Annotated in this window: 34 protein-coding genes and 2 pseudogenes; 17 read left to right on the top strand and 19 right to left on the bottom strand. The window is 66.1% G+C overall.

Annotated features, from left to right (window positions below; all coding sequences use genetic code 11):
- Window positions 1-211 precede the first annotated feature (211 nt).
- A complete protein-coding gene (lepA, locus tag ACXMDY_RS09880) occupies window positions 212-2,020 on the top strand; it encodes a translation elongation factor 4 (protein ID WP_259701995.1) in 1,809 nt (602 codons plus the stop codon).
- Window positions 2,021-2,116: 96 nt separating this feature from the next.
- On the opposite strand, the gene ACXMDY_RS09875 is transcribed toward lepA, so the two are convergent.
- Both ACXMDY_RS09875 and ACXMDY_RS09870 read right to left on the bottom strand, forming a co-directional pair.
- Window positions 2,117-2,257, bottom strand: coding sequence for a hypothetical protein (locus ACXMDY_RS09875; RefSeq protein ID WP_259701996.1), 141 nt, complete (start codon window positions 2,255-2,257; stop codon window positions 2,117-2,119).
- Window positions 2,245-2,457 carry a FitA-like ribbon-helix-helix domain-containing protein gene (locus ACXMDY_RS09870; RefSeq protein WP_259701997.1) on the bottom strand — a complete coding sequence of 71 codons (213 nt, stop codon included), beginning with the start codon at window positions 2,455-2,457 and terminating at the stop codon, window positions 2,245-2,247. Before ACXMDY_RS09870 ends, ACXMDY_RS09875 begins: the two co-directional genes overlap by 13 nt.
- Here ACXMDY_RS09870 and ACXMDY_RS09865 point away from each other — a divergent pair.
- Genes ACXMDY_RS09865 through ACXMDY_RS09855 form a run of 3 tightly spaced genes read left to right on the top strand, consistent with a single transcriptional unit; the run spans window position 2,456 to window position 3,338 of the window.
- Window positions 2,456-2,839 carry a FitA-like ribbon-helix-helix domain-containing protein gene (locus ACXMDY_RS09865; protein ID WP_457767598.1) on the top strand — a complete coding sequence of 128 codons (384 nt, stop codon included), beginning with the start codon at window positions 2,456-2,458 and terminating at the stop codon, window positions 2,837-2,839. The two genes, ACXMDY_RS09870 and ACXMDY_RS09865, sit on opposite strands and share 2 nt — an antisense overlap.
- The gene (locus tag ACXMDY_RS09860) at window positions 2,836-3,237 is read left to right on the top strand and encodes a type II toxin-antitoxin system VapC family toxin (RefSeq protein WP_259701999.1); all 402 of its coding nucleotides are present in this window, start codon (window positions 2,836-2,838) and stop codon (window positions 3,235-3,237) included. Before ACXMDY_RS09865 ends, ACXMDY_RS09860 begins: the two co-directional genes overlap by 4 nt.
- Window positions 3,234-3,338, top strand: a complete 105-nt coding sequence (locus tag ACXMDY_RS09855; protein WP_457767662.1) for a HEPN domain-containing protein — start codon at window positions 3,234-3,236, stop codon at window positions 3,336-3,338. The genes ACXMDY_RS09860 and ACXMDY_RS09855 overlap by 4 nt, the downstream gene beginning before the upstream one ends.
- A gap of 132 nt (window positions 3,339-3,470) precedes the next feature.
- On the opposite strand, the gene ACXMDY_RS09850 is transcribed toward ACXMDY_RS09855, so the two are convergent.
- From ACXMDY_RS09850 to ACXMDY_RS09835, 4 genes are read right to left on the bottom strand one after another with little or no spacing between them, the layout of a single operon-like run.
- Window positions 3,471-4,061, bottom strand: coding sequence for a prepilin-type N-terminal cleavage/methylation domain-containing protein (locus tag ACXMDY_RS09850; protein WP_259702000.1), 591 nt, complete (start codon window positions 4,059-4,061; stop codon window positions 3,471-3,473).
- A 3-nt stretch (window positions 4,062-4,064) separates the two neighbouring features.
- On the bottom strand, window positions 4,065-4,649 hold the full coding sequence (locus ACXMDY_RS09845) for a prepilin-type N-terminal cleavage/methylation domain-containing protein (protein WP_259702001.1): 585 nt from the start codon (window positions 4,647-4,649) through the stop codon (window positions 4,065-4,067).
- Entirely contained in the window at window positions 4,646-5,173 is a 528-nt protein-coding gene (locus tag ACXMDY_RS09840) for a hypothetical protein (protein ID WP_259702002.1), read from the bottom strand. The genes ACXMDY_RS09845 and ACXMDY_RS09840 overlap by 4 nt, the downstream gene beginning before the upstream one ends.
- A gap of 13 nt (window positions 5,174-5,186) precedes the next feature.
- Window positions 5,187-7,007, bottom strand: coding sequence for a hypothetical protein (locus ACXMDY_RS09835; RefSeq protein WP_259702003.1), 1,821 nt, complete (start codon window positions 7,005-7,007; stop codon window positions 5,187-5,189).
- A gap of 396 nt (window positions 7,008-7,403) precedes the next feature.
- Here ACXMDY_RS09835 and ACXMDY_RS09830 point away from each other — a divergent pair, with 396 nt between their 5' ends.
- The 5 genes from ACXMDY_RS09830 to ACXMDY_RS09810 all read left to right on the top strand — a co-directional run bounded on the left by ACXMDY_RS09830 (window position 7,404) and on the right by ACXMDY_RS09810 (window position 11,137).
- Window positions 7,404-7,898, top strand: coding sequence for a hypothetical protein (locus ACXMDY_RS09830; protein ID WP_259702004.1), 495 nt, complete (start codon window positions 7,404-7,406; stop codon window positions 7,896-7,898).
- Window positions 7,895-8,344 (top strand): hypothetical protein, encoded by a 450-nt coding sequence (locus ACXMDY_RS09825; RefSeq protein ID WP_259702005.1) that lies wholly within the window; start codon window positions 7,895-7,897, stop codon window positions 8,342-8,344. The genes ACXMDY_RS09830 and ACXMDY_RS09825 overlap by 4 nt, the downstream gene beginning before the upstream one ends.
- Window positions 8,341-8,895 carry a GspH/FimT family pseudopilin gene (locus ACXMDY_RS09820; protein ID WP_259702006.1) on the top strand — a complete coding sequence of 185 codons (555 nt, stop codon included), beginning with the start codon at window positions 8,341-8,343 and terminating at the stop codon, window positions 8,893-8,895. The genes ACXMDY_RS09825 and ACXMDY_RS09820 overlap by 4 nt, the downstream gene beginning before the upstream one ends.
- A gap of 30 nt (window positions 8,896-8,925) precedes the next feature.
- Window positions 8,926-9,624: a prepilin-type cleavage/methylation domain-containing protein gene (locus tag ACXMDY_RS09815; RefSeq protein ID WP_259702007.1), complete on the top strand. Its 699-nt coding sequence runs from the start codon at window positions 8,926-8,928 to the stop codon at window positions 9,622-9,624.
- A gap of 79 nt (window positions 9,625-9,703) precedes the next feature.
- The gene (locus ACXMDY_RS09810) at window positions 9,704-11,137 is read left to right on the top strand and encodes a sensor histidine kinase (protein WP_259702008.1); all 1,434 of its coding nucleotides are present in this window, start codon (window positions 9,704-9,706) and stop codon (window positions 11,135-11,137) included.
- Here ACXMDY_RS09810 and ACXMDY_RS09805 read toward each other — a convergent pair.
- Window positions 11,106-11,831 carry a response regulator transcription factor gene (locus tag ACXMDY_RS09805; RefSeq protein WP_457767597.1) on the bottom strand — a complete coding sequence of 242 codons (726 nt, stop codon included), beginning with the start codon at window positions 11,829-11,831 and terminating at the stop codon, window positions 11,106-11,108. The two genes, ACXMDY_RS09810 and ACXMDY_RS09805, sit on opposite strands and share 32 nt — an antisense overlap.
- A gap of 191 nt (window positions 11,832-12,022) precedes the next feature.
- Here ACXMDY_RS09805 and ACXMDY_RS09800 point away from each other — a divergent pair, with 191 nt between their 5' ends.
- Entirely contained in the window at window positions 12,023-12,553 is a 531-nt protein-coding gene (locus ACXMDY_RS09800) for a hypothetical protein (protein ID WP_259702009.1), read from the top strand.
- Window positions 12,553-13,416, top strand: coding sequence for an ABC transporter permease (locus tag ACXMDY_RS09795; RefSeq protein WP_259702010.1), 864 nt, complete (start codon window positions 12,553-12,555; stop codon window positions 13,414-13,416). The genes ACXMDY_RS09800 and ACXMDY_RS09795 overlap by 1 nt, the downstream gene beginning before the upstream one ends.
- 2 nt (window positions 13,417-13,418) lie before the next feature.
- Here ACXMDY_RS09795 and ACXMDY_RS09790 read toward each other — a convergent pair whose 3' ends face one another.
- From ACXMDY_RS09790 to ACXMDY_RS09770, 5 genes are all read right to left on the bottom strand, one after another.
- A complete protein-coding gene (locus ACXMDY_RS09790; RefSeq protein WP_259702011.1) occupies window positions 13,419-13,862 on the bottom strand; it encodes a TA system VapC family ribonuclease toxin in 444 nt (147 codons plus the stop codon).
- Window positions 13,862-14,113 carry a ribbon-helix-helix domain-containing protein gene (locus tag ACXMDY_RS09785; RefSeq protein ID WP_259702012.1) on the bottom strand — a complete coding sequence of 84 codons (252 nt, stop codon included), beginning with the start codon at window positions 14,111-14,113 and terminating at the stop codon, window positions 13,862-13,864. The genes ACXMDY_RS09790 and ACXMDY_RS09785 overlap by 1 nt, the downstream gene beginning before the upstream one ends.
- Before the next feature lie 16 nt (window positions 14,114-14,129).
- Window positions 14,130-14,468, bottom strand: coding sequence for a putative toxin-antitoxin system toxin component, PIN family (locus tag ACXMDY_RS09780; RefSeq protein ID WP_259702013.1), 339 nt, complete (start codon window positions 14,466-14,468; stop codon window positions 14,130-14,132).
- Window positions 14,468-14,656: a hypothetical protein gene (locus ACXMDY_RS09775; protein WP_457767596.1), complete on the bottom strand. Its 189-nt coding sequence runs from the start codon at window positions 14,654-14,656 to the stop codon at window positions 14,468-14,470. The genes ACXMDY_RS09780 and ACXMDY_RS09775 overlap by 1 nt, the downstream gene beginning before the upstream one ends.
- A gap of 289 nt (window positions 14,657-14,945) precedes the next feature.
- Window positions 14,946-15,191: a nucleotidyltransferase substrate binding protein gene (locus ACXMDY_RS09770; protein WP_259702015.1), complete on the bottom strand. Its 246-nt coding sequence runs from the start codon at window positions 15,189-15,191 to the stop codon at window positions 14,946-14,948.
- 431 nt (window positions 15,192-15,622) lie between these two features.
- Between ACXMDY_RS09770 and ACXMDY_RS09765 the strand changes: the two genes are divergently transcribed.
- On the top strand, window positions 15,623-15,865 hold the full coding sequence (locus ACXMDY_RS09765) for a hypothetical protein (protein WP_457767595.1): 243 nt from the start codon (window positions 15,623-15,625) through the stop codon (window positions 15,863-15,865).
- A gap of 194 nt (window positions 15,866-16,059) precedes the next feature.
- On the opposite strand, the gene ACXMDY_RS09760 is transcribed toward ACXMDY_RS09765, so the two are convergent.
- Window positions 16,060-16,506 (bottom strand): type IV pilin protein, encoded by a 447-nt coding sequence (locus ACXMDY_RS09760; RefSeq protein WP_311133940.1) that lies wholly within the window; start codon window positions 16,504-16,506, stop codon window positions 16,060-16,062.
- A gap of 376 nt (window positions 16,507-16,882) precedes the next feature.
- Between ACXMDY_RS09760 and ACXMDY_RS09755 the strand changes: the two genes are divergently transcribed.
- The 3 genes from ACXMDY_RS09755 to ACXMDY_RS09745 all read left to right on the top strand — a co-directional run bounded on the left by ACXMDY_RS09755 (window position 16,883) and on the right by ACXMDY_RS09745 (window position 18,239).
- On the top strand, window positions 16,883-17,140 hold the full coding sequence (locus ACXMDY_RS09755; protein WP_259702016.1) for a hypothetical protein: 258 nt from the start codon (window positions 16,883-16,885) through the stop codon (window positions 17,138-17,140).
- A gap of 135 nt (window positions 17,141-17,275) precedes the next feature.
- A complete protein-coding gene (locus tag ACXMDY_RS09750; protein ID WP_259702017.1) occupies window positions 17,276-17,608 on the top strand; it encodes an AAA family ATPase in 333 nt (110 codons plus the stop codon).
- Entirely contained in the window at window positions 17,577-18,239 is a 663-nt protein-coding gene (locus ACXMDY_RS09745; protein WP_259702018.1) for a hypothetical protein, read from the top strand. Before ACXMDY_RS09750 ends, ACXMDY_RS09745 begins: the two co-directional genes overlap by 32 nt.
- 72 nt (window positions 18,240-18,311) lie before the next feature.
- Here ACXMDY_RS09745 and ACXMDY_RS09740 read toward each other — a convergent pair whose 3' ends face one another.
- From ACXMDY_RS09740 to ACXMDY_RS09720, 5 genes are read right to left on the bottom strand one after another with little or no spacing between them, the layout of a single operon-like run.
- Entirely contained in the window at window positions 18,312-18,554 is a 243-nt protein-coding gene (locus tag ACXMDY_RS09740; protein WP_259702019.1) for a hypothetical protein, read from the bottom strand.
- Complete coding sequence (locus tag ACXMDY_RS09735) at window positions 18,541-18,705, bottom strand: hypothetical protein (protein WP_259702020.1); 165 nt, start codon at window positions 18,703-18,705, stop codon at window positions 18,541-18,543. The genes ACXMDY_RS09740 and ACXMDY_RS09735 overlap by 14 nt, the downstream gene beginning before the upstream one ends.
- A gap of 25 nt (window positions 18,706-18,730) precedes the next feature.
- Window positions 18,731-19,042 (bottom strand): PIN domain-containing protein, encoded by a 312-nt coding sequence (locus ACXMDY_RS09730; protein ID WP_259702021.1) that lies wholly within the window; start codon window positions 19,040-19,042, stop codon window positions 18,731-18,733.
- Window positions 19,043-19,102: 60 nt separating this feature from the next.
- Entirely contained in the window at window positions 19,103-19,792 is a 690-nt protein-coding gene (gene trmH / locus ACXMDY_RS09725; protein WP_259702022.1) for a tRNA (guanosine(18)-2'-O)-methyltransferase TrmH, read from the bottom strand.
- Between the two features lie 24 nt (window positions 19,793-19,816).
- Window positions 19,817-20,905, bottom strand: a complete 1,089-nt coding sequence (locus ACXMDY_RS09720; protein WP_259702023.1) for a S1C family serine protease — start codon at window positions 20,903-20,905, stop codon at window positions 19,817-19,819.
- A gap of 168 nt (window positions 20,906-21,073) precedes the next feature.
- Between ACXMDY_RS09720 and ACXMDY_RS09715 the strand changes: the two are divergent.
- Both ACXMDY_RS09715 and ACXMDY_RS09710 read left to right on the top strand, forming a co-directional pair.
- Window positions 21,074-21,474, top strand: a pseudogene (locus tag ACXMDY_RS09715) (MGMT family protein).
- Window positions 21,471-22,817 (top strand): 16S rRNA (cytosine(967)-C(5))-methyltransferase, encoded by a 1,347-nt coding sequence (locus ACXMDY_RS09710; RefSeq protein ID WP_259702024.1) that lies wholly within the window; start codon window positions 21,471-21,473, stop codon window positions 22,815-22,817. Before ACXMDY_RS09715 ends, ACXMDY_RS09710 begins: the two are co-directional and overlap by 4 nt.
- Before the next feature lie 43 nt (window positions 22,818-22,860).
- Here the strand turns inward: ACXMDY_RS09710 and ACXMDY_RS09705 are convergent.
- Window positions 22,861-24,429, bottom strand: a pseudogene (locus ACXMDY_RS09705) (transglycosylase domain-containing protein); the annotation flags it as partial.
- Window positions 24,430-24,436: the final 7 nt, after the last annotated feature.

Raw genomic sequence — 24,436 nt, 5'->3', positions numbered from 1 at the left:
GGTGACTCTGTCGATTCAGGTCCGTCACCGTCGGTCCACAGCCGCAGGTTGCGCGTTGGTGGTGATCGGCTTCTGGAGAATCGAGGCCAGCTCATCCCGGAGCGGACGTGGAGCACCAACCGCCAGCCCTGGTGGCTCCGGCGCTGGGCTCCGGCCCCCTCATTCCTAGGATTGATCCACTGGCTTCCCTGAACGGGCTTTCTCGACGCGCATGACCGACGTTCCCGTTTCACGGATCCGCAACTTCTGCATCATTGCCCACATCGACCACGGCAAATCGACCCTGGCCGATCGCCTGCTGCAGGAAACCGGCACGGTGGCGGCACGGGACATGCAGGCCCAGTTCCTCGACAACATGGAGCTGGAGCGGGAGCGGGGGATCACGATCAAGCTCCAGGCCGCCCGCATGGAGTTCCGGGCAGCCGATGGGGAGCTGTACATCCTCAACCTGATCGACACCCCCGGCCACGTGGATTTCTCCTACGAGGTGAGCCGCAGCCTGCAGGCCTGTGAAGGGGCGCTGCTGGTGGTCGATGCCAGCCAGGGGGTGGAGGCCCAGACGCTCGCCAACGTCTACCTGGCCCTGGAGAACGAGCTGGAGATCATTCCGGTGCTGAACAAGATCGACCTGCCCGGCGCCGATCCGGCCCGGATCAGCGAGGAGATCGAATCGATCATCGGCCTCGACACCAGCGGCGCGATCGCCTGCTCGGCCAAGACCGGCCTGGGGGTGTCGGCCATCCTCCAGGCGGTGGTCGACCGGGTGCCGCCGCCACCGGACCGGGTGAGTGAGCCGCTGCGCGCCCTGATCTTCGACTCCTATTACGACGCCTACCGGGGTGTGATCGTTTATTTCCGGGTGATCAGCGGACGGATCGCTCGCAAGGACAAGGTGCTGCTGATGGCCAGCAAAACCAGCTACGAACTCGATGAGGTGGGGGTGATGGCGCCCGATCAGCGCCAGGTGGAGAGCCTGCATGCCGGCGAGGTGGGCTATCTGGCGGCATCGATCAAGGCTGTGGCCGATGCCCGCGTCGGCGACACGATCACCCTGCTGGCCGATCCGGCCTCCGCACCCTTGCCCGGCTACGCCGAGGCCAAGCCGATGGTGTTCTGCGGCCTCTTCCCCACCGACGCCGATCAGTACCCGGATCTGCGGGAGGCGCTCGACAAGCTGCAGCTCTCCGATGCGGCGCTGAAATACGAGCCGGAAACCAGCAGTGCCATGGGTTTCGGCTTCCGCTGCGGCTTTCTGGGGCTGTTGCACATGGAGATTGTGCAGGAGCGGCTGGAGCGGGAGTACAACCTCGATCTGATCGTGACGGCGCCATCGGTGATCTATCAGGTGACCCTGATCGACGGCTCGCTGATGATGGTGGACAATCCGGCCACCCTGCCCGATCCGCAGAAACGCGAATCGATCGAGGAGCCCTATGTGAAGCTGGAGATCTATACCCCCAACATCTACAACGGCACATTGATGGAGCTGTGTCAGGAGCGGCGGGGAGAATTCATCGACATGAAGTACATCACCACCGACCGGGTGACGCTGCACTACGAGATGCCCCTGGCCGAGGTGGTAACGGATTTCTTCGACCAGATGAAGAGCCGCACCAAGGGTTATGCCTCGATGGAATACAGCCTGATCGGCTATCGCAAGAATGAACTGGTGCGCCTCGATGTGCTGATCAATGCCGAGAAGGCGGATCCGCTCACCACGATCGTGCACCGCGACAAGGCCTACAACGTGGGCAAGGGGCTGGTGGAGAAACTCAAGGAGCTGATCCCCAGGCAGCAGTTCAAGATTCCGATCCAGGCCTCAATCGGCAGCCGGATCATCGCCAGTGAAAGCATCAGTGCGATTCGCAAGGATGTGCTGGCCAAGTGCTATGGCGGCGACATCTCCCGCAAGAAGAAGCTGCTGCAGAAACAGGCCAAGGGCAAGAAACGGATGAAGGCGATGGGCCGGGTGGAAGTGCCCCAGGAGGCTTTCATGGCGGTATTGAAGCTGAATCAGTGAGGCAGGCCAGATCGAGGGCTGCAGGAAGGCCCGTTCCTGTTCGGCCAGGGCCACGTAGAGGCAGTCGTGGGAGGGATGATCGAGTTCCAGGCACTACTATCCGGCTCGGGCCAACAGTGTGCTGGAGGGGATCAGGCGGCTGAACGGTTCGGCGGCGCGGTTCGCCAACACCTGGAACTGTTCGGAGGTGATCGCCCCCAGCCGCAGACTTTTCCAACCCGCGTTCAGCAGTTCCACCAGCGCCAGATCTGGTGCCAGCCGCAGGGTCCAGCGTTGAGCAGGCGAGCCAGCTCACCGCGAAGGGATTCGTCCTGCTGGGCCGTGGTGGTGAGCAGATCTCGCAGGCTCTGCTCCAGGGAGAGGCCCTGAGCCCGGGCACGGGCCCTGAGCGCGGCCACCACCTGATTATCCAGCTGCCGGATCAAAAGCTGCGCCATGGCGCTTTTGGGATTGCTACCGACTATCCATAGCAACGTTGTTGCGATTCCGTGGCACCCGCGCATGCGCCAGCGAAGCCCGCTGCAACCAAAACGGTTGCATAATGGTTGCAGCGTTGATGAACTGGTGGCTGCCATGGCCAAGAGCCTCACCCTCAAGAACCTGCCGGACGCACTCCACGCCCGTCTGAGCGCTGCGGCCAGGCAGCATCGCCGCAGCCTCAACAGCGAGGCGATCGTGTGCCTCGAAGCTGGACTGACGCTGGCACCAGCTGGGGCGGAGGAACGCCTGACGGCTATTCGTGCACTTCGCGAGACCCTGCCGCGCAATGGTTTTGCCCCCGCCGACAGCGACGCGTTCAAGCGTGAGGGCCGCCCGTGATCGCTGTGGACACCAACGTGGTGGCCTATCTGCTGCTTCCCGGCCCGCAGACAGCGCTGGCGGAAGCCTTGCTGATCGATCAACCCAACTGGGCGGCTCCGCCGTTGTGGCGCAGTGAATGGCGCAACGTGCTGAGCGGATACCTGCGGCGAGGCGACCTGAGCCTCGATCAAGTGCTCAGCCTGCAGCAGCAGGCAGAAGACCTGGTGATTCGCCATGAGGAACCGGTGTGTTCTGACGCTGTGCTCCGGCTGGCGGCCACCAGTGGCTGCAGCGCTTATGACTGTGAATTCGTGGTCGCTGCTCAACAGTTGGGCATACCGCTGATCACGGCGGACCGCGCTGTGCTGAGAGCTTTCCCTGATCTGGCCAATCCCCTGCCTCAGGCCACCTCCTGAATCAGCAGGGCAGACTGGCTGAATGGGCCTGCTTTGCCGCCCGTCAGGCAACTGAGAAATCTCTCAAAGCCTTGAACATGGCCCTGGGACAACAGGTCTGAGGGCACACTCTCACTCGGATCTGGGCCGAAGTGTCCGGCAAGGATGAGCTGCAACCACCTCCGCCGGAAGCGCTTGAAGACCGGCTCCGCTTGCTGGATGGCAGGACCTGGACCCGCAAACCCCGCTGCCGATCAGTTGATCAGGGTGACGCGGGTTTTGGTGGAGATGGTGGTGCGGGTCATCGGGTTGGTTGCGTTGGCGTCCCGGATGGTGAGGTTGTAATGCACCGCCTTGGCATCGATCGCATTGTTGAGAGCGAGGGTGGTGTTGGGGCTCACCAGGGTGGCGATGCGGGTGCCGGCGAAGTTCAGGGAACCGTTGGCGTTGATCGGCGGGCCGCAGCGGTTGAGGGCAGCGGTGTTGCCTGAGCCGGTCAGGTAGTAGTGAATCGGGGTGGTGACAAGGGTGGCACCGGTGGCGCCGAGGTTGGGCACATCGATGGTGAACAGGGAGTTGCCGCTGGCGCCGGTGCAGCCGCCGGCACCCGTGATTGCCACCCCGTAGCGGATGGTGTCCCCTTCACCGATTTCGGCCTCGAGGAAGCTGGAGAGTCGGCCCATGTCGTTGCGGAGGCTCTGGGCCACCTCCATCCGGTTGCCGCTGCGGATCTGGGACACCACGGTGCTGGCGGCGGCGGCCATCAGAAAGCCGCCCATCACCAGGCCAACCAGCAGCTCGATCAGGCTGAAACCGGCTTCGTTTCGTGGAGTGCGACGGTTCATGGCTCAGAACACCGCATAGGAGGTGCAGTTGGCGGCGCTGCTGGCGGCAGCTCCATTGCTGCCGATCTGGATCAGGCCGAGGGTGGGGGTGAGGCGCACGCAGCGCAGCTGGGTGGTGCCGGCCAGGTGCACCTTGAGGTCGGTGTTGACCGTGGCGGACACGGAGTTGCGGGGCGTGAAGCTGAGGGTGGTGGGATTGGCGGGGGCCAGGGCAACCCCGTAGCGGTCGGGGCCATCGGCGACGGCCGGCAGGCGAAAGGCGCGGGCGTTGGCGTCGTTGGTGGAAACAGGCGAGGTGGGTGCGCAGGCGGCGGGAGCCACCCGGGCGATCTCGGCGCCGGCGGCCAGGGTGCCGGAGGAGAAGGTGACGGTGCAGCCGTTGCCGCCCAGCCGCTGCGAGGAGGAACGCACGGCTTCGAGCCAGGCGGCCAGCTCGATCGCCACGCCGTTGACCCGCTCGCGCCGCCATTCACTGCCGGTGGCGTTGATCACCACGGCCGAAACGATCCCGAGCACGGCCACGGTGACCATCAGCTCGATCAGGGTGAACCCGGAAGCGACCAGCCGTGGCGGGGGGAGCTTGCTCATGGACACCAGGCCGCCACCGTGGGGGTGAACACCACCAGGCGATTGGCATTGGCGCCGGCGTAGGTGATGCGCAGGCGATTGGTGGCGATGTCGTCGGTGGCCAGGGTGCGGGTGATCCCGGCCAGGGCCGGTCTGGCGTTGATCGCCGTTCTCAGGACGGGGTTGAGGGTGTCGCTGGCGTTGTTGTTGCAGGCGGTTTCGAAGGCGGTGATGCCTGCTGTGGTGGTGGGGAAGTAGTAGTTCTCGCTGCGGGCGGGCACACCGGTGGTGCAGGTGGTGAAGCCGCCGGCGCCGGAGCACCAGGTGAAGGTTTCGGCCAGATCCTGGATGGCGGCGAGATCGCTGTCGATCAGCGACTGCTGGTTGCTGCGGGCCTCGCTGCTGATCATCGAGCGGCTGCTCACCATGCTGAGCATGGCCGCCATCGAAAAGGTGGCCGCCAGCAGCACGGTGGCGATCAGGATCTCCAGGATCGCGAAGCCGCCGCTCGGTGGGGATGGGGACTGGCGGAGCTGGGAGAGCATCGAAACCACCCGATCAAAAGAGTGAGGTGGAGGCGCTGCTGCGGGCGACCCAGTCGAAGATGGGCAGGCGGAAGGGCTGGGCGGCGGAATTGGTGAGGCCGTAGAAGGAGCCGGAAAGGGGCGGCACGGCGATCTGGGTGTTGTAGCCGGGCCGGGCACCGGTGCCCATCGAGAGGTTGTTCACCCAGAGGGAGCCGCGATAGTTCGGCATGCCGAAGGGGTTGTCATCGGCGTCGGGATCTTCGCGGAGGGTGAGGGTGCCGTAGGGCAGGTACATGAAGAGGTCGCGGATGTAGCCGTCGTCACCCACCTGAACATTGATCTCGCGGTTGCTGTAGATGGCTGCCCGGCTGGAATCATCGGGGAGGGCGCGGGTGGCGCAGGCGGTGTTGCCGCTGGTGGGTGTGGCGCACTTGACATGCTGGATCTGGCCATCATCCCAGTTGTCGACGGTGGTGATGTTGCCGGCATTCCACTCGGAATTGAGATAGAGATAGATCGGCGCCCGGGAGGAATCGATCACGAACGTGTTGTTCTGGCGGCGATTGGTTTCGTTATTATTGCGGGTGTCGTCGCTGACGGTGAGTGATCTGATCCGGCAGTGGTAGGCATAGTCGGCGGCGGAGCTACCGGTGCGGGCACAGAAGCTGTTGATCGCGCCGGAACAGCTGCCGTTCACGATGGTTGTCGAGAGATTCGGCTCTCCGTTCGTGCCGGGGGCATTGAGGTTGGTGTTGGTGGTGTTGCAGAGCTGAATCCCGGTGTTTGCATCATTGACCCGGAGATAATCCCTTGAGTTGGCTACTTCGGTGTTCGTGCATGTGAAGTTGCCGTTCCCAACGATGTTCACCACTTCGCCAGCGCTGCTGCAGATCGAGTTCGAGGTGATGGCGATGCCATCGCTGGTGCCGGGGCAGGTCTGGCCGGAGGGACAAGGGGGATAAACGGGCAGGGCGGGAAGCCTGACGCCCACGCCACGCACCGGCACGCTGCCATCGATGGGTCCGGAGACACCGGGGCAGGTGCCTCGGGTCAGGCAGATGATGTCGGGTGGTTTGTTGGCGCTGACGCTGGTGGCGCCCTCGTTCTGGACCCGCAGCTGGGCGCCGCTGTCGGCGAAGGTGACGCCGCCGGGGGGAACGGCAACGGGGGGGCTGCCGACCCCGGGCTGCTCCAGGGCAGCACCCACCAGCAGGCGCGGGAAGCTGTTGTCGCAGGCGCGGGGATCATTGCCGTGGGCCGGCAGACCTGTGATCGTGCCGAAGGAGATCTTGCAGCACTTCGGCACCACCTGAAATTCTCGCGTCACCGTGGCGGTGGCCACCTGGCCGCCGGCGTTGAGCACCTGGCCTTCGATGGTGAGGGCGATGTAGCCGACGTTGGCGGCGTTATCGAGATTGATCAGGCTGTCGTTGTAGCTGCCGGTGTTGGAACTGGCGCCGGCGGAGTTGCTGAAAAAGCGCTGATTGCGATTGGAATTCTTGATTTCAACGCTGCGCAGCACGAAGCGGCGGTTGGCGTTGCCGGCGATGGTGTTAACGGCGCCGTTCCTGAAATTGATGGCTGTGGCGGTGGGAGCGGTGCCGTCCGCGGCACAGGGGTTCTGAAGGCTGGTGTCGCCGGCCGCCCAGCTGTTCAGCGGCACGGCTGAAACGAGCAGCTTGCGGTTCGGCTCCTGGTTCAAGGTGCTGATCACCGTGGCCAAGCCGGCTTCCGCGGCTTCGCGGGCTTCGCGGCTTTCGCCCTGGAAGGCGGCGCTGAGGTTGCCGAGGGTGGTGCGGCTGGCCATCGCCACCGAGCCCAGGATCACCGTGAGGATCACGAACAGGGCCATCGCCAGGGAAAAACCCGCCTGGCTGGATCGATTCCTGGCCTGGGAACGCCTGGAATTGATCAGTAAGAAAAGAGTCCGCGCACGCATTATCTCAGAGATTTCTTAGAAACCTCTCACCTTTTGTATCTTCCAATACACTATCAGGTTCTTAAGAAGGATTGTGGTTCCGTTCAGCACTGAGCAGGGGGGAATCCTGCCGGAAACGAGTGGGGGAAGCCGCCTGCGAATCCTTTGCGCAAAGCCGTATTCCCGGGTTGTGGGGGCCGGGCTGGCCCGCTGATCGAGCATCAGCAAGCTGTTACAAGATATGGCCCAGTGGCCCGCCAGGCGCCGGGCCGGGATGAATCCACCAGCGGGTGGGAACGCTGAAACGGTGATCCGCCCAGGAGGCCGCCGATGCCATCCCGCCACAGTTCGCTCAAGCCCATCGCCCCAGCATCCACCCCGGACGAGGGCTTCTTCCTGCCGCTTTCGTTCGGGGTGGGGCTGGTGCTGCTGCTCAGCAGCCTCTCGGTGCAGACCGCGGCCCTGCATGGCAGCCAGCTGCTGGCGGCCGAGCTGCGCCAGCGCCAGGCCGACGACGCCCTGGCCTCCGCCGCCCAGCAGGTGGCGGCCCAGTTCAACGGCCCCTACGGCTGCCTGCTGGCCACGGCCTCGGCCAGCTGGCCGGCAACGGGCTGTGGGCCAGGCGCCGGCCTCGCCCCGCTGCTGGAGGCCCCGGTGGGCAGCGCCCGCTACCGGCTGCTGTCGTGGCAGCCGGTAGCGGGTGAGCTGCGGCTCGCCCTTGAGGCCGGGGGCCCGTCGGCCAGCCGCCAGCAGGGGCTGTTCCGGTTGCGGCTGGATCCGGCCCGGCCGGCCGAGGTGCTCGGCGTGCGGAGCCTGGGCCGATGACCCTCACCGAGATCACGATGGCGATGCTGGTGTTCTCCCTGGCGGCCAATGCTTCGGTGCAGCTGTGGGGGGCGAGCGCCAGCTGGGCCCAGGCCACCGCTGAGCGGCAGGACACCCTGCGCCTGATCGATGCCGACCTGCTGCGGCGGGAACACAGCCTGCGCCAGGCGGCCCTGGCCTGGCAGGCAGAGCGGCCGGGTTGCGAGGCCGCCAGCCTGAGGATGCGCCGGCAGCTGGAGGTGGCCGGCCCGGCGCTGCCGGCCGGGGTGAGCCGCCAGCTGAGCGCGGCGGCGGCACCGGTGGCGCACGGCTTCTGGCTGGTCTATCGGGCCGAGCCGCTGGGGCTGGAGCGGCGCCGGCTGTTCAGCGCGGCGGCCCACGGCCTCTGCCCGCCCGTCGCCGCTGAACCAGAGGCGCCCCTCACCGACAGCGAGGTGGGGGCATGAGACCAAAAGGGCGCCGTGCTGGCCTTCCCGGCCGCGGCCGCTGGGGCCAGGAGGGCTCCAGCCTCACGGAAGTGCTGATCACGGTTGCGGTGCTGGGCCTGCTGGCCGGGATGGCGATGCAGGCGGGCAGTGAGAGCCTGGCCAGGCAACGGCTGGAGGCGGCGACCCGGCGGCTGGCCCAGGGCATCGAACGGGGCCGGGCCGAGGCTGCCCAGCGCGGTGAGCCCTGCGGCCTGAGCCTTTCTGAGCAGGGCTGGCAGCCGCCGGCGACCGGCAGCCTGATCGCCTGCCGCGCCTCAACGCTGGCGCTGGCTGAGGGGGTGGAGAGCGCCACGGTGGCCCTGAATCACAACCTGCCGGAGGTGTTGCGCTTCAGCAGCAATGGCCTGGTGCTCGATGGCGGCACGGTGGTGCTGGCCAGCGCTGGCACGGCCCTGCGCCGTTGCCTGGTGATGGCGCTGCCCCTTGGCATCGTGCGGCTCGGCCGCTACGGGGGCAGCGCCGACGGCACGCCGGAGAGCGAGCTCTGCCAGCCCGATCCCAGCCTCTGAATCCCGATCGTCCTCTACCCATTCATCTTGATGGCAACTGTTCTGATCCGTGCCCGTCTTGCTCGTGCCCGCAGGCTCCCTGCCGGGGAATCCCAGCCCCACGGCGGCTTCTCCCTGCTGGAGCTGCTGCTGGCGATGGGCCTGGGCCTGCTGTTCTGCGGTGTGGTGCTGCAGGCGCTGCTGGGGGAGGGGCGCAATGCCCAGCGGTTCAGCCGGCTGCTGCGGGAGCGGGCCAACCAGGACCGTGCCCTGGCCCTGATCCGGGCCGATCTGCAGCGGGCCACGGCGGTGGCGGCCGATCCGGAGCGGCACGGCTCGGTGTGCGGCCTGGCCGGACGCACGGCGGTGCTGCAGCTCAGCACGCCGGAGGGGATGGTGACCTATTCGGTGGGGGCGGCGCCGAGCGGCATCTGGCAGGGCCGGGTGCTGATCCGCTGTGGCCCCGCCTTCGGGCTGCATGGCCAGGTGGCGGCGGGCACGGCCTTCCAGAGCCGGGTGGTGATCGACGGCCTGGCCGCCAGCGCCACCCCCTGGCAGGGATGCCGCCCGCTGCTGGCCGCCGGAGACGCCGCCGCCGCCGTGGACCTGAACCGTTCGGCCCGGCTGCCGTTCTCGGCCTGCCTGGATCCCGGCGCCCAGCTGGTGGCCCTGCGGCTGGAGCAACAGTTCACGGCGGGCGGCGGCTCGGCCCAGCGCATCGTCAGCGAGGCGGTGGCGGGAGCGGGTTAGGGGAAAAGAACGGATGGATCAGCAAGGGCCGAAAGCCGCCGCCGCTGAGGGACACTCTGGTGATGGATGCAGGGATTCGTTGAGCTCCATCCGCCGCCGCCTCCAGGCCAGCAGCCTCCTGGCCGTGCTGGCCGGCTACGGGGTGCTGCTGCTGGCCAACCGCCAGCTCAACGCCGAGAACCGGATCGCACTCCACAACGACGGGGTGGACCAGCTGCAACGGCAGTTCAGCCTGGCGCCCGTGCCAGCGGATGCGCCGGGCTTGCAGGAGCGGATCAACCGGGTGGTGAGACCGGGGGCGCTGGTGTGGCTGGAGCTGGCGAACGGGATTCCCTTCCAGGAGCCGGCCGATCGGGGCTTCGGCGCGGCGCCCGGATCGATGGGGCGCCTGCTGGCCACCGCCAGCGCCTTTGCCAACTCCAGCGTGCGCCCGAGCAGTTTCGAGATCGAAGGCCGCACCTTCCTGAGCTCCAGCCGGCCGGTGGCCCTGGGCAAGGGCATGGCGGAGCTGCATGTGCTGGAGGATTTCAGCATCGATGCCGAGCGGGAACGGCAGACCCAGCTGCTGCTGATCGCCTTTGCCGGGGTCACGGCCCTGTTCACCAGCGCCCTGCTGCGGCTGGCGCTGCGCCGGGGCCTGCAACCGCTCGATCAGCTTGTGGCCGCCATCACCACGATCCAGGCCGACAGCCTCAGCCGCCAGCGGCTGGAGGAGCGGCCCCGGCCCGAGGAGCTCGAACCGATCGCCCTTGCCTTCGATGCCCTGCTGGAGCGGCTGGCGCTCTCCTTCGAGCGGCAGCGGGCCTTCGCCGATGGGGTGGCCCATGAGCTGCGCACGCCGATCACCCTGATCAGCGGCTATGCCCGCCGCCTGCTGCGCCAGGAGGCACTGGCGGCCCACGGCCCGGCTGAGAGTCCCCGTCCACTGGCCCTGATCCAGGGTGAGGCGGAGCGGATGGGGCGGCTGGTGAGTGATCTGCTCGACATCGCCCGCGACGACACCGGCCAGCTGGTGCTCAGCCGCCAGCGGCTCGATGTGGAGCAGGAGCTGCTGAAGGCCTACGAGCGGCTGGCGGGCTTTGCCGGGGAGCGGCTGCGGTTGCGTGCGCCCCTGGATGGCCCGGTGCTGGAGGCCTGCGGTGACGGTGACCGGCTGCAGCAGTGCCTCACCAACCTGGTGGAGAACGCCTTGAAGCACACGGCCGATGGGCCGATCGAGTTGTTCGCAAGCCCCGACGGGCCGGGCAGCCCGGTGCTGGTGCACGTGCGGGATCACGGAGCCGGGGTGCCCGATGCCGAGAAGGAGATCATCTTCGAGCGCTTCGTGCAGGGAAGCGGGGGCCAGGGAACGGCCGCGGCGCGGCGGGGCAGCGGCATCGGCCTCTCGGTGGTGCGGCTGTTGATGCGGCGGATGGGGGGTGAGGCGAGGGTGGTGGACGGCCCGGATGGTGGCGCCGACTTCCAGCTCAGCCTTCCACCCTTCACCCCTTCAGAGCCCCTTCCTTCAGCATGAAGCCAACGCCGCGCACGGTCTGGATCAGGGTGGGCAGGCCTGGCCACTCGATCTTCTTGCGCAGGTAGCGGATGTAGACGTCGAGGAGGTTGTCGTCGCCGTAGTGGTTGTCGCCCCACACGGATTTGAGCAGGGATTCCCGTTCGTTCACCCGGTTGGGGTTGCGCAGCAGGCAGCGCAGCAGGTCGTACTCCCGCACGGTGAGGTGAACCTGGGTGCCGTTGCGGATCACCTCGCGGCTGGCGGTGTTCATGGTGAGGTCGGCGAAGCTGAGCTGCTCCGCCTCGCTGCCATTGAGGTGGAAGCTGGTGCGCCGCAGCCTGGCGCGGATCCTGGCCAGCAGTTCCTCGATCGAGAACGGCTTGCTGATGAAATCATCGGCGCCGGAATCGAGCGCCTCCACCCGATCGCGCACATCATCCCGGCCGGTGAGCATCAGCACCGGCATGGTGAGCCCGCTGGAGCGGAGCCGGCGGCAGATCTCCACGCCGCTGAAATCGGGGAGGCTCCAGTCGAGCAGCACCAGCTCGAACGGCATCGGGCTCTCCCGGATCAGGCTCAGGGCGCTCTGGCCGCAGCCGGCCTCCTCCAGATCAACTCCTTCCACGGCCAGCTCGGCAACGAGGAAGCGGCGCAGTTCGGAGTCGTCGTCGACGATCAGACCCCGGCTGCGCCCTGTGACAGGACCATTCACAACAAAAATTCAGCCAAGCGTTGAAGTAGGACCATCCGCTTCAACCAGCTAAACTAGAGAGGGCATCGCTTTGGTGTGCTTAAGAAAATCTGAGAAAACGTGGGGATTTCCCCTTGGTTGGCTTGTTTCAAACTGTTGATCGTTTCGGTTTCCAGGCCGGATAAGCGCTATCAATTCGGTTTTCAAGGGTCGTGAGCCGCCAACCCAGCCAGGACTTTCTCCAGTTTCTGCTGGGTGGGTCGTTGTTCGCCGCAGGAATTTTCCTGTTCACCAACCAGGTGATGGTGGGCTCCGGTTTGCGAGGCCTGGCCTCAGGCCGGTTGGGCGGCTCGGGGTTTGGGTCGTTTTGGGGTGGCACGTTCGCTCTGGGAGCGGGTGGGGGCTTTGGTTTGCTGATGATTCCCTTCGGCATCGGTGTTGCCTTCCTGCTGGCGGATACCTATCGAAAGGCGGGCTGGTTTCTGGTCTGGGCCTCCGCCGCAGCGGTGGGTGCGGGGGTGCTGCAGAGCCTCTTGTTCAGCTTTCGAGAAACCAGCCTCTGGAGCCTGATGGCGATGGTGGTGATGATCGGCGGCGGTGGCGGCCTGATGTTCCGGTCGATGCGTGGCTACCAGGAGGAGGAGCGGCAGCGCAGAGCGATGGATCAGGATGAAGCGGCGGCGAAGATGATGGACATCAAGGAGGAGCTGGAGCAGTTGAAGGAACGCCTCGACCAGCGTTGATGCGGGCGCTGTGGCGCTGGCAGCCCCGGGATCTCTCGGGCCGGATGGCCCGCTGGGGGGTGCTGATCGTGCTGGCCTATGGCCTGCTGGCCGTGGTCACGCCGCTGCTGATCCAGCTGGGGGTGCTGCCGGATCCGAACACCGGCCTGGAGAACCCGATCTATGCGGCCCCGTCGCTGGGCCACTGGTGCGGCACCGACCGCCTGGGCCGTGATGTGTGCGTTCGCACCCTGGCTGGCAGTGGCGTGGCCCTGCAGGTGGTGCTGCTGGCGGTTACCACGGCGCTGCTGATCGGCGTGCCGCTGGGGATGCTGAGCGGCTACCTGGGCGGCTGGCTCGATCGGATCCTGGTGTTGCTGATGGACACGCTTTACACCCTGCCGGTGCTGCTGCTCTCGGTGGTGCTGGCCTTTCTGCTGGGGCGGGGCCTGCCGAATGCGGCAGCGGCGCTCTGTGTGGTGTACATCCCGCAGTATTTCCGGGTGGTGCGCAACCAGACGGCCCAGGTGAAGGCGGAGCTCTATGTGGAGGCGGCCCAGTCGCTGGGGGCGGGGCCGCTGTGGATCCTGCGCCGCTACCTGCTGCGCAACGTGATCACCTCGGTGCCGGTGCTGCTCACCCTCAACGCCGCCGATGCGGTGCTGGTGCTGGGCGGGCTGGGTTTCCTCGGCCTGGGGCTGCCGGAAGCGATCCCGGAATGGGGCGCCGATCTGCAGCAGGCGCTCACGGCCCTGCCCACCGGCATCTGGTGGACAGCCCTCTACCCCGGCCTGGCCATGTTCGTGCTGGTGCTGGGGCTCTCGTTTTTAGGAGAGGGCCTGGAGGCCTGGGTGAGCGGCGGCGAGGGGGACAGGGGCAGCTGAGCTCATGGGGCAACTGGCGGAATGATCGCGAGATTGGCCGCGCCTGAACTGGGTACCAGTTCCAGGGAGATGCGCTTGTCGAAGCTCACGAATCGGCCGCCGCGGGTCACGGCAAGTGCCAGGAGATAGCAATCGGTGATCTGACGAGGGGCCAGCAGCCGTTCCCAGCGGATCAGGCCCTTCTGCAGAAGGCTGATTTCCTCAGGCCAGAACTGGTGGCTGGGATGGTTGCACGCTTCTGTCAGACGGGCGGCCACCTGCGGCGCTGGGTGATGGTTGGGATAGGCGGGCTGGGACATGATCCGCACCACGCCGTTTTCGATGATTGGGGAGGTGGCCCAGCCGTCTTGAAGCTCCTGCTCCATCCAGAGGCAGGCGGCTCTGTGCATCACATGGCCGCGATCCAACAGGGCGATGATCACGTTGATGTCGAGCAGGGCCCGCATCAAAGGCCGTTCTGATCGCGCAGCTGGTCGATCTGTTCGTTGGTGACCAGCTGCAGGCGTTCTGCCTGGAAGGGTCGGAATCCCGCAACCACCGCAGATTCAGCATCCGTCTTCTCCCCTTCGCCACAAACGCCAGAAAGGGCGTTTCGCAGCAGCTGGGAGATCACATCCCCTGCCGATGTGCCTCGACTGCGGGCGAGTTCCTTAGCCGCAGCGAGGACATCGTCTTCGATGTTGAGGGTGGTACGCATGAGCTGCACCATAGCATCAACGCATCACTGCATCAACGAGCACCACCCTGGGCTTGAGCACCTCAACGGTGCCCCTCAGTGCAGGAGGGAAGTGGGCGATGTTGCCAGTCACAAGCAGCGCGATGCCGGCCTTGGCGGTGGCAAGAAAAACGGCGTCATCAGGGTCTGGCAGGGGGTGGGGCCATGGATAGGCCAGAACCTGGATAGCAAGATCCTCCAGGTTGTCCTGAAGGATGCGTGGTTCCACCATGAGTTGCAGGGTTTCGTCCATCACCAGATCCAGCAATCTTCCCGGTGGACCTGTTGGGCTGAGAATGCCCGACACCACTACGTTGGTGTCCAGGACCACGTGCATCAGCAGGGGGCTTGTTGGCGACGCTGTTGGCGCAAGGCCTGGATCTCATCGTCGATGGTTGCGTTGCCAAGTTCCGCGGCGCCGGAGCCACGGGCTGCTCGGCCCAGCTGCCTCAGGGCCAGCTGGGCTTTGGCGAGGCGGAGGGCCTGCAGAGATTCCTCGAGGGTGCTGCCATCCACAGAAACCATCAAGGCCACGGGCTGACCGTTGTTGGTGAGAAGCAATTCACCCTGGGCTGCCAGCTGCTGCTGTGCAGGATGCTAATCACGTCCATGGAATGGATGTAGCGCAATCGTGCGACGGCTGTTGTTCGTGCCGTGCCCGCTGTTCAGGGCTCAAGGCCATCAGCAGGGCTTGACGCGGGACAGCCGCGCAGGGTGAGATCCACATCGAAGGCGGTTTCCACGGCTTCGCAGGCTCCCAGCACCGCCAGCAACCGCTCGCTGGCCTCAGGCGGGAGCCCTGGGACGGGCTGCGTCAGTGCGGCCGGTTCTGGAGCGTGGCCTTGTTGTAAGTGTGGCTGGTGAGGTTGCGATCCTGGATCATGGCCATCCAGGTGGTGCCATCGGTGATCAGGCCCACCCGGAAGGCCTCGCGGATGGTGCCGCGGGAGCCGACAAGGTCGGTGGTGCCCTCACTGGCGAGCAGATCGCACAGGGTGTTCCAGCCGAGCTCGAAGGTGACCTCGAACGCCTTGATCAGGCCCTGCTTCCTCTTGCTCAAGGGCCCTGCAGAAATTGGCAAAGCGATGCTGCCAGCTCACATCAGGATCGGTCAAGCTTCTTTTGGCAGTGTTTCCTGCCGAGCAGTTGCTTAACCCTGAGGTTAAGCGAGGCCAAATTTGAGCTCTTAGCCGTCGTCTGATGCAGCCAAGAGAAGCGTGGATTGGCGGACTGAGCGTCTGGAGGGATACAAGATACGATCGTTCGCCTGCCTGGATGTATTCATCTTCTGCGTAACTGAAAGGCCAATACCCGTTTGGAGGGAGCGTATTCGACTTGATCCGGCAGGAGCCGTCGCTTAGGACATCGTTGAAGATATTTCAGGACTGCTGCTGATTAATCAGGATATTATCGGTAACTTTGGAGGGTTTTTCAATGGCGAGATGAGTTCTGCTAGTGGTGTGTTGGCTGGTCTTTCAGCCAATCTTTTAGGTGGGCTATGTCACCTTCGCTAAGGGACTGGCTATACTCAAGCACAAGATGAAGGAAATCATCGAAGAATTTTTTATGCATGACATAGAGGCATTCGATCAGGTGGACCTGCTGGCGCAAAGATTATTCGATAATCGGCTGGCTATTCTGGCCTTGAGTTGTTTAGTTAGGCCACCTGGCCGTTGGCATCTTGGTAAGCGAGTTAACGACTTGCCTGGATGCGCGGGGTTGAAACAAGGATAGGCATAGACAGAATAGCCGAATAATTAGGCTGGAACAATAGTGAAAGGTATGCTACGCATCTTTTGGCTTATTCGAATTGATACTCTTTTTTGGCAAGTGTGGCTTCCAAAAAAAAGGACATGCTTTGAAAGCATGTCCTGTATGAAGTTGATTCTGTTGGAGCGGAAGCGCTCGAGAAAAAACGTTGTAGATTCTTAGGTCAATGCGCAGGTAGTGACACCGTCGCCGGTGACAGTTATGGTGGCAACACCATTTCCAGCAGCGGATGTCAGGTTAAGGCAGCGAATTCCAACAGGACCTGGTGTCCATGTTGCCGTGTAGATGCCCCCGGTGGCTGCTGTACAAGCTTGGGTCACTGCGACCCCAGGTCCGAGTGTTACGGGAGCTGGAGCAGCTCCAACCTCAGATGCTGCGAACGTTGCACATTCTTTTGCTATGCCAATGGCTTCGCCGATGGCAGCACCAGCTGCAGCTGAATTTCTGGCTTGAATGTAGAGAGGCAGTGCTACGGCGGAGAGGATTCCGACGATCGCCACCACGATCATCAGTTCCACCAAGGTGAACCCCTTGGCGAGGCCGGTGGCTTTGGCGTGGCGCTGGCTGAGCTGGTTGAGTGCCAGAAGCTGAGTTTTTGTTTTCATAGGAGGAATCCTTAGTGACATCATTCAACTTACATCGCTTCTCCTTCTCATGCAATGGGGCCATGCTGTTGCCTCGGCCTTCTCTGCACCGTGAGAAGTGGCCCAAAACCCAGTATTCCCAAGCATCTTGACCGTTCACGCTTACCCATGCAGTTGTTGGCCCCAGCCCTATTCCATGTGCGTTTATTGAATCGAAGCTGAACGAATACCCGTTTTCTGGATTGGCTCTCATCAGATTCTCACGAACTAATTGCTCTGCTCTCAGGCTTGGCTGGATTTCTGCCCCTTTTGAGCCGCTTTCGCTCGAATGGTTCCAGCTGAACACACCTGTGGGGTCGCGTCGCCGAAGATGGAAGGCTGGCTTTTTGCATGCCCCATGCCCTTCTGGTTCGCCATGGTGTTGCTTTCCGCCTCGGTGGTGCTCTGGGTCCTGGGCTCCGCCAACGGCGACGACGTGATCGGCCTGCTGGAGCACATCCTCTCCGTGGCCTTCATGGCCATTGCCTTGCTGGCCGGGCATTTCGCTTTGCTGGAGCTTGCCGGTATCGGCCTGGCCTGCTGGCTGCCTTCGGCTCGCCAGCGGCAGACGGTGGAATCGCTGCCGCAGCGTGGCGATGGGTTGATGCCCTATTGATCCGGGAGTGTTGGCAAAACTGCCAATAGGGAGCCAGTATTGGGAAGTGCTTTGCTCCCGGCGATAGCGCTGCGATGCCTCTCCCGAATCTGTGGAGGCTCTACAGCCGGTGGTTCCCGCAGCTCACGCCAGGCGGTGGCGGGTCGGCCCGGCATCGGCAAAACCACCCTGGTCCAGGCCGTCAAGGCCGACGCACTGGCTGCCGGCTACTGGACCTCAGCCGAGATCATTCCAATCACCGCCGATCTGGCCAGTGATGATCTGATCGGCCTGTTGCTCGCTGGCACCTACGACGCCGTTCTGGCCTCTAATGCCCAAGCGAGTGGAGCCGCCATGGAGGCGGCGCAGCAGCTGGTGCGCACCATCCGTCTGCGTGGTGGTGGCTTCTCGGTTTCGGCCGCCGGCTTTGGGGCCGGTGGCACCAACACCCAGGCGGATGCTGCGCGATCTGCTGGCCTTTGCCCTTGAACAGGGCGCTACTGGCGTGGTGCTGCACCTCAACAATCTCGAGAACCTCAGTGAGGCCGATCCAGCCCGTGCCGCCGATCTCCTGCGCAGTATTCGGGACCAGGTCCTCCTGCTTGATGGCTTACACACGATCTTCGTGCAGAGTCACACCCAGGTGCGTTCCGTCTTCAGTGATCCGGTGGTGCTCGAACCCCTCGGCCTGAATGAGGTTCACCAGCTGTTGCAGGCCCGCTACCAATCACTGCAACTGGACCCCAGCCAGCCCGTGCGCTCGCCCGTCCAAGACGAGGTGATCGACGCTCTGCATGAGCTGTTCCGGGGTGATCTGCGCGTCCTGCTCAAGGCCTTGGAGGATGGCATCACGGCCCTCCTGGGCCTCACGGTTGCAGGTAAGGATGCCGGGCCGGTGGGCCTTGCCGATCTCACCCTGGTGCTTCGCCAGCGCTACAGGCTGGAGCTGCACGACCAGCTTGGCAGCACCCTCTGGCAACGGTTGGAAGCCTGGGCTGCCCGGGGTGCCCAGGCCCTGCAACAGCTGATCGTGGCCGGCACCGTGGATGTGTTGCCGCGCCGGGCAGGGGACCCTCTCCACTACCTCCTTACTGGTGCGTCCCGGCTGGCCCTGAGCTGAATGGTGCTGTATTGGTCGATGTACCAATAGGGGGTGGCTATTGGCTGAAGCGACGAGCCAGCCAATGGCCAATCAGGCTGTCTCGTCCTGCTCCAGCCGTTGTTGAGCGGCCAGTTGTTGGCCCACCTGCGCCTGGAAGGCCTCGATCTCCCGGCGCAGGGCCTCACGGCTGGTCGGCAGGGGGAAAGGCCCCGGCCGGTAGCGTGCTTCCACCGCATACACCTGCAGGTTCAGCAGGTCATCGCTGAGCAGCTGCCGGGCCATCGCCGCCAGCGGCCTCAGCATCAGCAGGGCCGCATCCTCACTCGGTGGCATGGAGCACCACCCCCTCCCGTGCCGCCAGGCTCACCGCATGCCAGCGCGATCCGGCCATCCGGTCGGCCTCTTCCCAGCCCATCACCACCAGATCCACCGGCAGCTCAAAAGGCCGCGGCTGGTGCCAGGGGCAGTGGCTGGTGGTGGGCATGGGGGAATCGTAGGAGTGGGCTTGGTCACCACAGCACCCTGCAGGGAAACTGCTGGAAGGTGGGATCACAGCTCACCAGCGTCAGCTGATTGAGTTCCGCCTGGGCTGCCAGCAGGCGATCGAAGGGATCCCGGTGGTCAGCCACGTAGCTGCCTGCTCGTAGGCCATGGCGCGGCGTAATCGCCAGGGAGTGGAAACCCTGCCCGCCCAGGAGCGTCTCGTAGTCAGCCAGCAGCACCTCCACGTCCACCCGTTGGCCCGGTTTGACGCCCAGATGGCGGAGCAGCTCTTTGCGCAGGGTGACCTGCCCCTTGCTGGTCACGGTCAGGGTTGACATCGTCCCGCCACGCAAGAACCTTCAATGTGAGGCGGTTCTGCCTTGTGCAGGGGCCTTTGCTCAGCAGCGCAGCCGCAGCGTGCGCGGCAGCTCCTCCGCCAGTGCCCCCTCCGCCGTGAGCTCGGGGTAGGGGCGGCCTTCGCGGCGGCACCACTCCGCCACCTGGGGGTAGGCCCACTCCAGCAGCAACCGCTGGCGCCGCTCCGCCGGCACCCCCTCCCCGGCCAGTGGCAGCAGCCCCGCCGCCTGCCGCTGGCGCAGCGCTTCGAACAGCAGCACCGCCGCCGCCACCGACACGTTCAGCGACTGCACCATGCCGCCCATCGGCACGAACAGCCCCTGATCCACGCCGGCCGCCGCCGCCGCGCTCAGGCCCCATTTCTCCGCCCCCAGCACGAAGGCGGTGGGGCCGGTGAAATCAAACTGCCGGTAGTCCACCGCCGCGCTGCCCAGCTGGGTGCCGTAGATCCGGAAGCCCTCCTGCCGCAGCCGTTGCAGTGCGTCCTCCACCGTGGCGTGCGGGTGCACCTTCACCCACTTCTCGCTGCCCAGCGACGTGTGGTTGTAGCGGCGGCTGCGGCCCGCCAGGCTCACCGCGTGGGCTTCCAGCACCCCCACCGCATCGCAGCTGCGCAGGATCGCCGAGAGGTTGTGGGGTTTGTCCACCGCCTCCAGCAGCACCGTGAGATCCGCCATCCGCCGGTTCAGCACGGCCTTCAGCCGCTCGAAGCGGCGCGGCAGCAGGGGCATGGATCGAGGCGCGGCGAGGGCCTCTCAGTTCAGCATTGCGCCTACGTTCAGCACCGGATCCAGGCCGGGGATCACGGCGACTGAATCGCCGCTGCTGCGCACCGCCACGCCGGCCTCGCTCACCTGGAAGCTGCCCTGGTCGGTCCTGCTGCCGCCGGCTCCATCGTCGGCCCGGATCGCCACCCGGCCGCCCTGGAAGAAGGCGTAGGCGTTGCGCGAACCGTCGGCCCAGGCGAGCTGATAGATCGTCTGCCCGCCGGCGGTCCGGGTGCCGCTCAGCCGGCAGGGAATCGACTCGGCCGTTTCGCTCTCCGGTCGCTTGAACAGGCAGACCGTTTCGCCGGCTCCGGCTCCAGCTTCGGCTTCGGCGGCGCGATCGGGCTGCTCAGCTTGGCTGGCCCGATCAGCCGCCACGCCCGCCGCCGGCAGGTTGGCCAGGAAGTTGCGCACCGCCGAGCTGGAAATCGCGAAATTGAGCCCCTCGCTGTCGTTGAGCTTGAAGGTGGCCACGCCTGCCACGCAGTTGCCCGCATCCAGCACCGGACCGCCCGAGTTGCCCGGGTTGATCGCCGCATCGATCTGCAGGATGTCGTTCTGCTGCCGCAGGCTGCTCACCACACCCCGGCTCAGGCTGAACTCCAGCCCCTTCGGCGCGCCGATCACGAACACCTCCTGGCCCACCGCCGCCGCCTTGTCGCCCAGCGCCAGCGGCACGCCCCGCTGGCCATCCACCGCCAGCAGGGCCAGGTCGGTGCTGGGGCTGTCGCCACCGCCACGGGCCACCACCCGGGCGTTGTCGCCGGCGCCGTCCACCCACTTCAGCCGCACCGTTTCGCTGCCCCGCACCACGTGGGCATTGGTGACCAGAAAGGTCTGCCCGTCCTGCTGCGCCACCACGAAGGCGCTGCCCATGCCGCTCCCCGTCGAGACGACCGCCACCCCCTTGCTGGCCCGACTGAACACCTGCTCGGCGCTGAGCTTCCCGGCGCCGCAGCTGCCGGCCGGGGCCGCGGCCAGCCTCGGGGTCCGCACGGTTTCCTGGCTGCGGACCATGGCGCAGCTGGAGAGCAGCAGGGCCAGGCCGGTGGCCCCCACGGCGGGCATCCAGGCCATCGGGCGTCTTCCCGGGCGGCTGGGCGAATGGGCTGCGGGGTTGGGGGCCGTCATCGAACGAAACAGAACAGGAATTCGTTCTACGGTTGATCCCTGCCCGCAGCTCAACCGGATCGGTCGCCGCTGGTGACAGGATCTTCCCCCCTGAGCCTGCGGTTGGATCTGGTCATGGCTGTTGCCGAGCCGGCTTCGCCCCGTGGCTTCGATCAGCGGGTCTACGCCGCTGTGGCCCTGATTCCCTGCGGCCAGCTGGCCACCTACGGCCAGATCGCTGATCGGATCGGTGCCTTCGGCTGCGCCCGTCAGGTGGGCTGGGCCCTGCGTCGCCTCAGCCTGCCGTCCGAGATCCCCTGGCACCGGGTCGTCAATGCCCGCGGCCAGATCAGCATGAGCCTCAGCCGTGAAGGCAGCGACTGGATCCAGCGCGAGCTGCTGATCGACGAAGGCATCCCCGTCGACGACGAGGGCCGCCTCCCCTGCGGCGCTATCTGTGGAGGCCGCCCTGGCCCGCCCCAGCACCGCTGCCATCGCCTGAGCACCCCCACCCCATGAGCACGCCCCCCTTATGAGCACTGCGCCGGAGGCCGTCGGGCTTGATTCGCGCCGGGTGGCCTGGCGGGCGCTGCAGGCGGTGGCGGCCGGCGCCTATGCCGATCTGGCCCTGGAGCGCGAGCTGCAGCGCCTGCCGCTGTCGCCGCCGGATCGGGCCCTGGCCACCGAGCTCTGCTTCGGGGCGATCCGCCAGCGCCGCCGGCTCGATGCCTGGCTCGATCAGCTTGGCCGGGTGCCGGCCGACCGCCAGCCGCCCCGGTTGCGCTGGCTGCTGCACCTCGGCCTCTACCAGCTGCTCGCCACCGAGCGGGTGCCCGCTTCGGCGGCGGTGAGCACCACGGTGGAGCTGGCCAAGCTCGATGGCCTGGCCCGCCTGGCGCCGGTGGTGAACGGCCTGCTGCGGGCCTTCCTGCGCCGTCCCCAGGCTGATCTTCCCCTGCCCTTGCCAGCCGGTGTTGATCCCGCCGCCGCCGCCTTCGGTCTGCGTCACTCCCTGCCCGACTGGCTGGCGGCCGAGCTGCTGGGCTGGCTGCCGCCGGATCAGGCCGAGGCCTTCGCTCTCGCCGCCAACCAGCCACCTCCCCTCGATCTGCGCGTCAACCCCCTGCGGGCCAGCCGGGACGCGGTGCTCGCCGCCTTCAGCGCCGCCGGCCAGCTGGCCGAACCGCTGGAGGAAACACCCTGGGGGCTCACCCTGCTGGGCCGCTGCGGCGACCTGCGCAGCCTGCCCGGCTACAGCGAGGGGCACTGGTGCGTGCAGGATCGTGCCGCCCAGACCATCGCCCCCCTGCTGGATCCCCGCCCCGGTGAGCGGCTGCTCGATGCCTGCGCCGCCCCCGGCGGCAAGAGCACCCACCTCGCTGAGCTGATCGGCGATCAGGGCACGGTGGTGGCGGTCGATCGTTCGGCCGGCCGGCTGCGGCGGGTGCGGGCCAACGCTGATCGGCTCGGCCTCTCCTCCATCCAGCTGCGCCAGGCCGATGCGGCCGAGCTGACGGCGGACCCGGTGGCAGGCGCAGCGGCGGAGGAGCGCTTTGATCGGATCCTGCTCGATGCCCCCTGCTCCGGCCTGGGCACCCTGGCCCGCCACGCCGATGCCCGCTGGCGGATCGAACCCGCCACGATCGATGAGCTGGTGGTGTTGCAACGACGCCTGCTGGAGGGGATGGTGCCCCTGCTCAAGCCGGCCGGTCGCCTGGTCTATGCCACCTGCACCGTCCATCCCGCCGAGAACGGGGAGCTGATCCGGGCCTTCCTGGCCGGCCGGCCAGGCTGGAGCCAGCTCGCCGAGCGGCAGCTCTGGCCGCGGCCCGGCGGTGGCGACGGCTTCTACGCCGCCGTGCTGCAGGCTCCGGGTTGAAGGTTCATGGTGCCGGCTCAGGGAGGCGGCTCAGGGAGGAGGCGGTGCCCCCCCGCACCACCTTCTGCAGCATCCACACCATCGCATCGGCGATGTCGCTGTCCACTGCCCGCCTGCCCCGCTCGCCCTGCAGGCGGCGGCTCCAGAGCAGCTCGCCGTTCGGGCCGCTGATCTCCTCGAACGGGGTGGGTGGCACGAACACGCCCCTGTTCACCACACCGGCGTAGGCCGCCGTCATGTCGAGCACCGTCTGCTCGTAGGCGCCGAGCACCATCGGATAGAACCGCCCCAGCTCGCGGGTGATGCCCAGGCTCTGGGCCGTGGCGATCACCTTGTCGAGGCCCACCATCTGGCCGAGGGCCACCGCCACGATGTTCAGCGAGTTCTGCAGGGCCGTGGCCATCGACACCCGGCCGATGTAGCGGTCGCCGAAGTTCTTGGGGCAGTAGCCGGCGAAGCAGCGCTTTGAATCGAGAATGACCGTTTCCGGCCGCATGCCCTCCTTCAGGGCGGTGAGGTACACGAACAGCTTGAAGGTGGAGCCGGGGGAGCGCAGCGCCTGGGTGGCCCGGTTGAACTGGCTGGCTTCATAGTCCTTGCCGCCCACCATTGCCCGCACCAGGCCCGTGCCCGGTTCGATCGTGACCAGCGCCCCCTCCAGCCCCCCGTAGGCGCTGCTGTTGATCACCCGCTGCGCTTCTTGCTGCCAGGTCAGGTTGATGCTGCTGCGGATCGTCAGACCACCCACCTCCAATTGCTCCGGGGTGAGCACCTTCGGCAGCTCCTGGGCCACCCAGCTGGTGAAGTAGGGGGCCTGGCTGTTCCAGTACTTCGGCAGGGCCGGCTTGAGCGTCAGCGGCGTGGCGTTGGCTTCGGCCCGCTGGCCCCCGTCGATGAAGCCCGCCTCCTGCATCCGCTCCAGCACCACCGCCCGCCGTTTCAGGGCCAGATCCGGATTCACCAGCGGTGAATACACCGACGGGGCCGGCGGCAGGCCGGCGATCAGGGCCGCCTCCGGCAGGGTGAGCTGGGCGGGGGTTTTCGAGAAGTAGATCCAGGCGGCATCGGCGACGCCGTAGGCGCTGGAGCCCAGATACACGTAGTTCAGGTATTGGTCGAGGATCTGCTGCTTGCTGAACTCGCGCTCGAGCTTGCCGGCCAGGGCCGCCTCCTTGAGCTTGCGCACCAGGGTGCGGTCCTGGCTGAGATACACCGTGCGGGCCAGTTGCTGGGTGATCGTGCTGGCCCCCTCCTCCACGGCGCCGCTGCGGATGTTGCGCAGCATCGCCCGCCCGATCCCCACCGGATCGATGCCGCCGTGCTCATAGAAACGCCGGTCTTCGGCGGCCACGAAGGCCTGGCGGAGCAGCTTGGGCATCTCGCCGCTCGACACCTTCTCGCGGGTGGCGGGGCCGAGCTTCTGCAGCACCTGCCCGTCAGCCGAGAGCACCGTCACCGTGCCGGGCCGGTTGAAGGTGTTGATCCGCTGCGTTTCCGGCAACAGGCCATCGATGCCCCGCACCAGGGCCCACTGGCCATAGGCCAGCAGGCTGCCGGCGCCGGCAGCAAGCACGGCTGCGATCAGCAGCTGGCGGCGCCGGCTCCGGCGCAGCTGGCTC

It is taken from the genome of Cyanobium sp. ULC082, from assembly GCF_977927535.1.
This window is presented reverse-complemented; position numbering and strand designations above follow the sequence as displayed.

What these genes read in the sequence shown, in the direction of transcription:
- lepA (WP_259701995.1), top strand. Translation starts at nt 212, where the DNA reads ATGACCGACGTTCCCGTTTCACGGATCCGCAACTTCTGCATCATTGCC.
- ACXMDY_RS09865 (WP_457767598.1), top strand. Translation starts at nt 2,456, where the DNA reads ATGGCGCTTTTGGGATTGCTACCGACTATCCATAGCAACGTTGTTGCG.
- ACXMDY_RS09870 (WP_259701997.1), bottom strand. Translation starts at nt 2,457, where the DNA reads ATGGCGCAGCTTTTGATCCGGCAGCTGGATAATCAGGTGGTGGCCGCG.
- ACXMDY_RS09850 (WP_259702000.1), bottom strand. Translation starts at nt 4,061, where the DNA reads ATGAACCGTCGCACTCCACGAAACGAAGCCGGTTTCAGCCTGATCGAG.
- ACXMDY_RS09845 (WP_259702001.1), bottom strand. Translation starts at nt 4,649, where the DNA reads ATGAGCAAGCTCCCCCCGCCACGGCTGGTCGCTTCCGGGTTCACCCTG.
- ACXMDY_RS09840 (WP_259702002.1), bottom strand. Translation starts at nt 5,173, where the DNA reads ATGCTCTCCCAGCTCCGCCAGTCCCCATCCCCACCGAGCGGCGGCTTC.
- ACXMDY_RS09835 (WP_259702003.1), bottom strand. Translation starts at nt 7,007, where the DNA reads ATGGCCCTGTTCGTGATCCTCACGGTGATCCTGGGCTCGGTGGCGATG.
- ACXMDY_RS09830 (WP_259702004.1), top strand. Translation starts at nt 7,404, where the DNA reads ATGCCATCCCGCCACAGTTCGCTCAAGCCCATCGCCCCAGCATCCACC.
- ACXMDY_RS09825 (WP_259702005.1), top strand. Translation starts at nt 7,895, where the DNA reads ATGACCCTCACCGAGATCACGATGGCGATGCTGGTGTTCTCCCTGGCG.
- ACXMDY_RS09820 (WP_259702006.1), top strand. Translation starts at nt 8,341, where the DNA reads ATGAGACCAAAAGGGCGCCGTGCTGGCCTTCCCGGCCGCGGCCGCTGG.
- ACXMDY_RS09815 (WP_259702007.1), top strand. Translation starts at nt 8,926, where the DNA reads ATGGCAACTGTTCTGATCCGTGCCCGTCTTGCTCGTGCCCGCAGGCTC.
- ACXMDY_RS09795 (WP_259702010.1), top strand. Translation starts at nt 12,553, where the DNA reads ATGCGGGCGCTGTGGCGCTGGCAGCCCCGGGATCTCTCGGGCCGGATG.
- ACXMDY_RS09790 (WP_259702011.1), bottom strand. Translation starts at nt 13,862, where the DNA reads ATGCGGGCCCTGCTCGACATCAACGTGATCATCGCCCTGTTGGATCGC.
- ACXMDY_RS09785 (WP_259702012.1), bottom strand. Translation starts at nt 14,113, where the DNA reads ATGCGTACCACCCTCAACATCGAAGACGATGTCCTCGCTGCGGCTAAG.
- ACXMDY_RS09780 (WP_259702013.1), bottom strand. Translation starts at nt 14,468, where the DNA reads ATGCACGTGGTCCTGGACACCAACGTAGTGGTGTCGGGCATTCTCAGC.
- ACXMDY_RS09775 (WP_457767596.1), bottom strand. Translation starts at nt 14,656, where the DNA reads ATGGTTTCTGTGGATGGCAGCACCCTCGAGGAATCTCTGCAGGCCCTC.
- ACXMDY_RS09760 (WP_311133940.1), bottom strand. Translation starts at nt 16,506, where the DNA reads ATGAAAACAAAAACTCAGCTTCTGGCACTCAACCAGCTCAGCCAGCGC.
- ACXMDY_RS09755 (WP_259702016.1), top strand. Translation starts at nt 16,883, where the DNA reads ATGCCCTTCTGGTTCGCCATGGTGTTGCTTTCCGCCTCGGTGGTGCTC.
- ACXMDY_RS09745 (WP_259702018.1), top strand. Translation starts at nt 17,577, where the DNA reads ATGCTGCGCGATCTGCTGGCCTTTGCCCTTGAACAGGGCGCTACTGGC.
- ACXMDY_RS09740 (WP_259702019.1), bottom strand. Translation starts at nt 18,554, where the DNA reads ATGCCACCGAGTGAGGATGCGGCCCTGCTGATGCTGAGGCCGCTGGCG.
- ACXMDY_RS09735 (WP_259702020.1), bottom strand. Translation starts at nt 18,705, where the DNA reads ATGCCCACCACCAGCCACTGCCCCTGGCACCAGCCGCGGCCTTTTGAG.
- ACXMDY_RS09730 (WP_259702021.1), bottom strand. Translation starts at nt 19,042, where the DNA reads ATGTCAACCCTGACCGTGACCAGCAAGGGGCAGGTCACCCTGCGCAAA.
- trmH (WP_259702022.1), bottom strand. Translation starts at nt 19,792, where the DNA reads ATGCCCCTGCTGCCGCGCCGCTTCGAGCGGCTGAAGGCCGTGCTGAAC.
- ACXMDY_RS09720 (WP_259702023.1), bottom strand. Translation starts at nt 20,905, where the DNA reads ATGGCCTGGATGCCCGCCGTGGGGGCCACCGGCCTGGCCCTGCTGCTC.
- ACXMDY_RS09710 (WP_259702024.1), top strand. Translation starts at nt 21,471, where the DNA reads ATGAGCACTGCGCCGGAGGCCGTCGGGCTTGATTCGCGCCGGGTGGCC.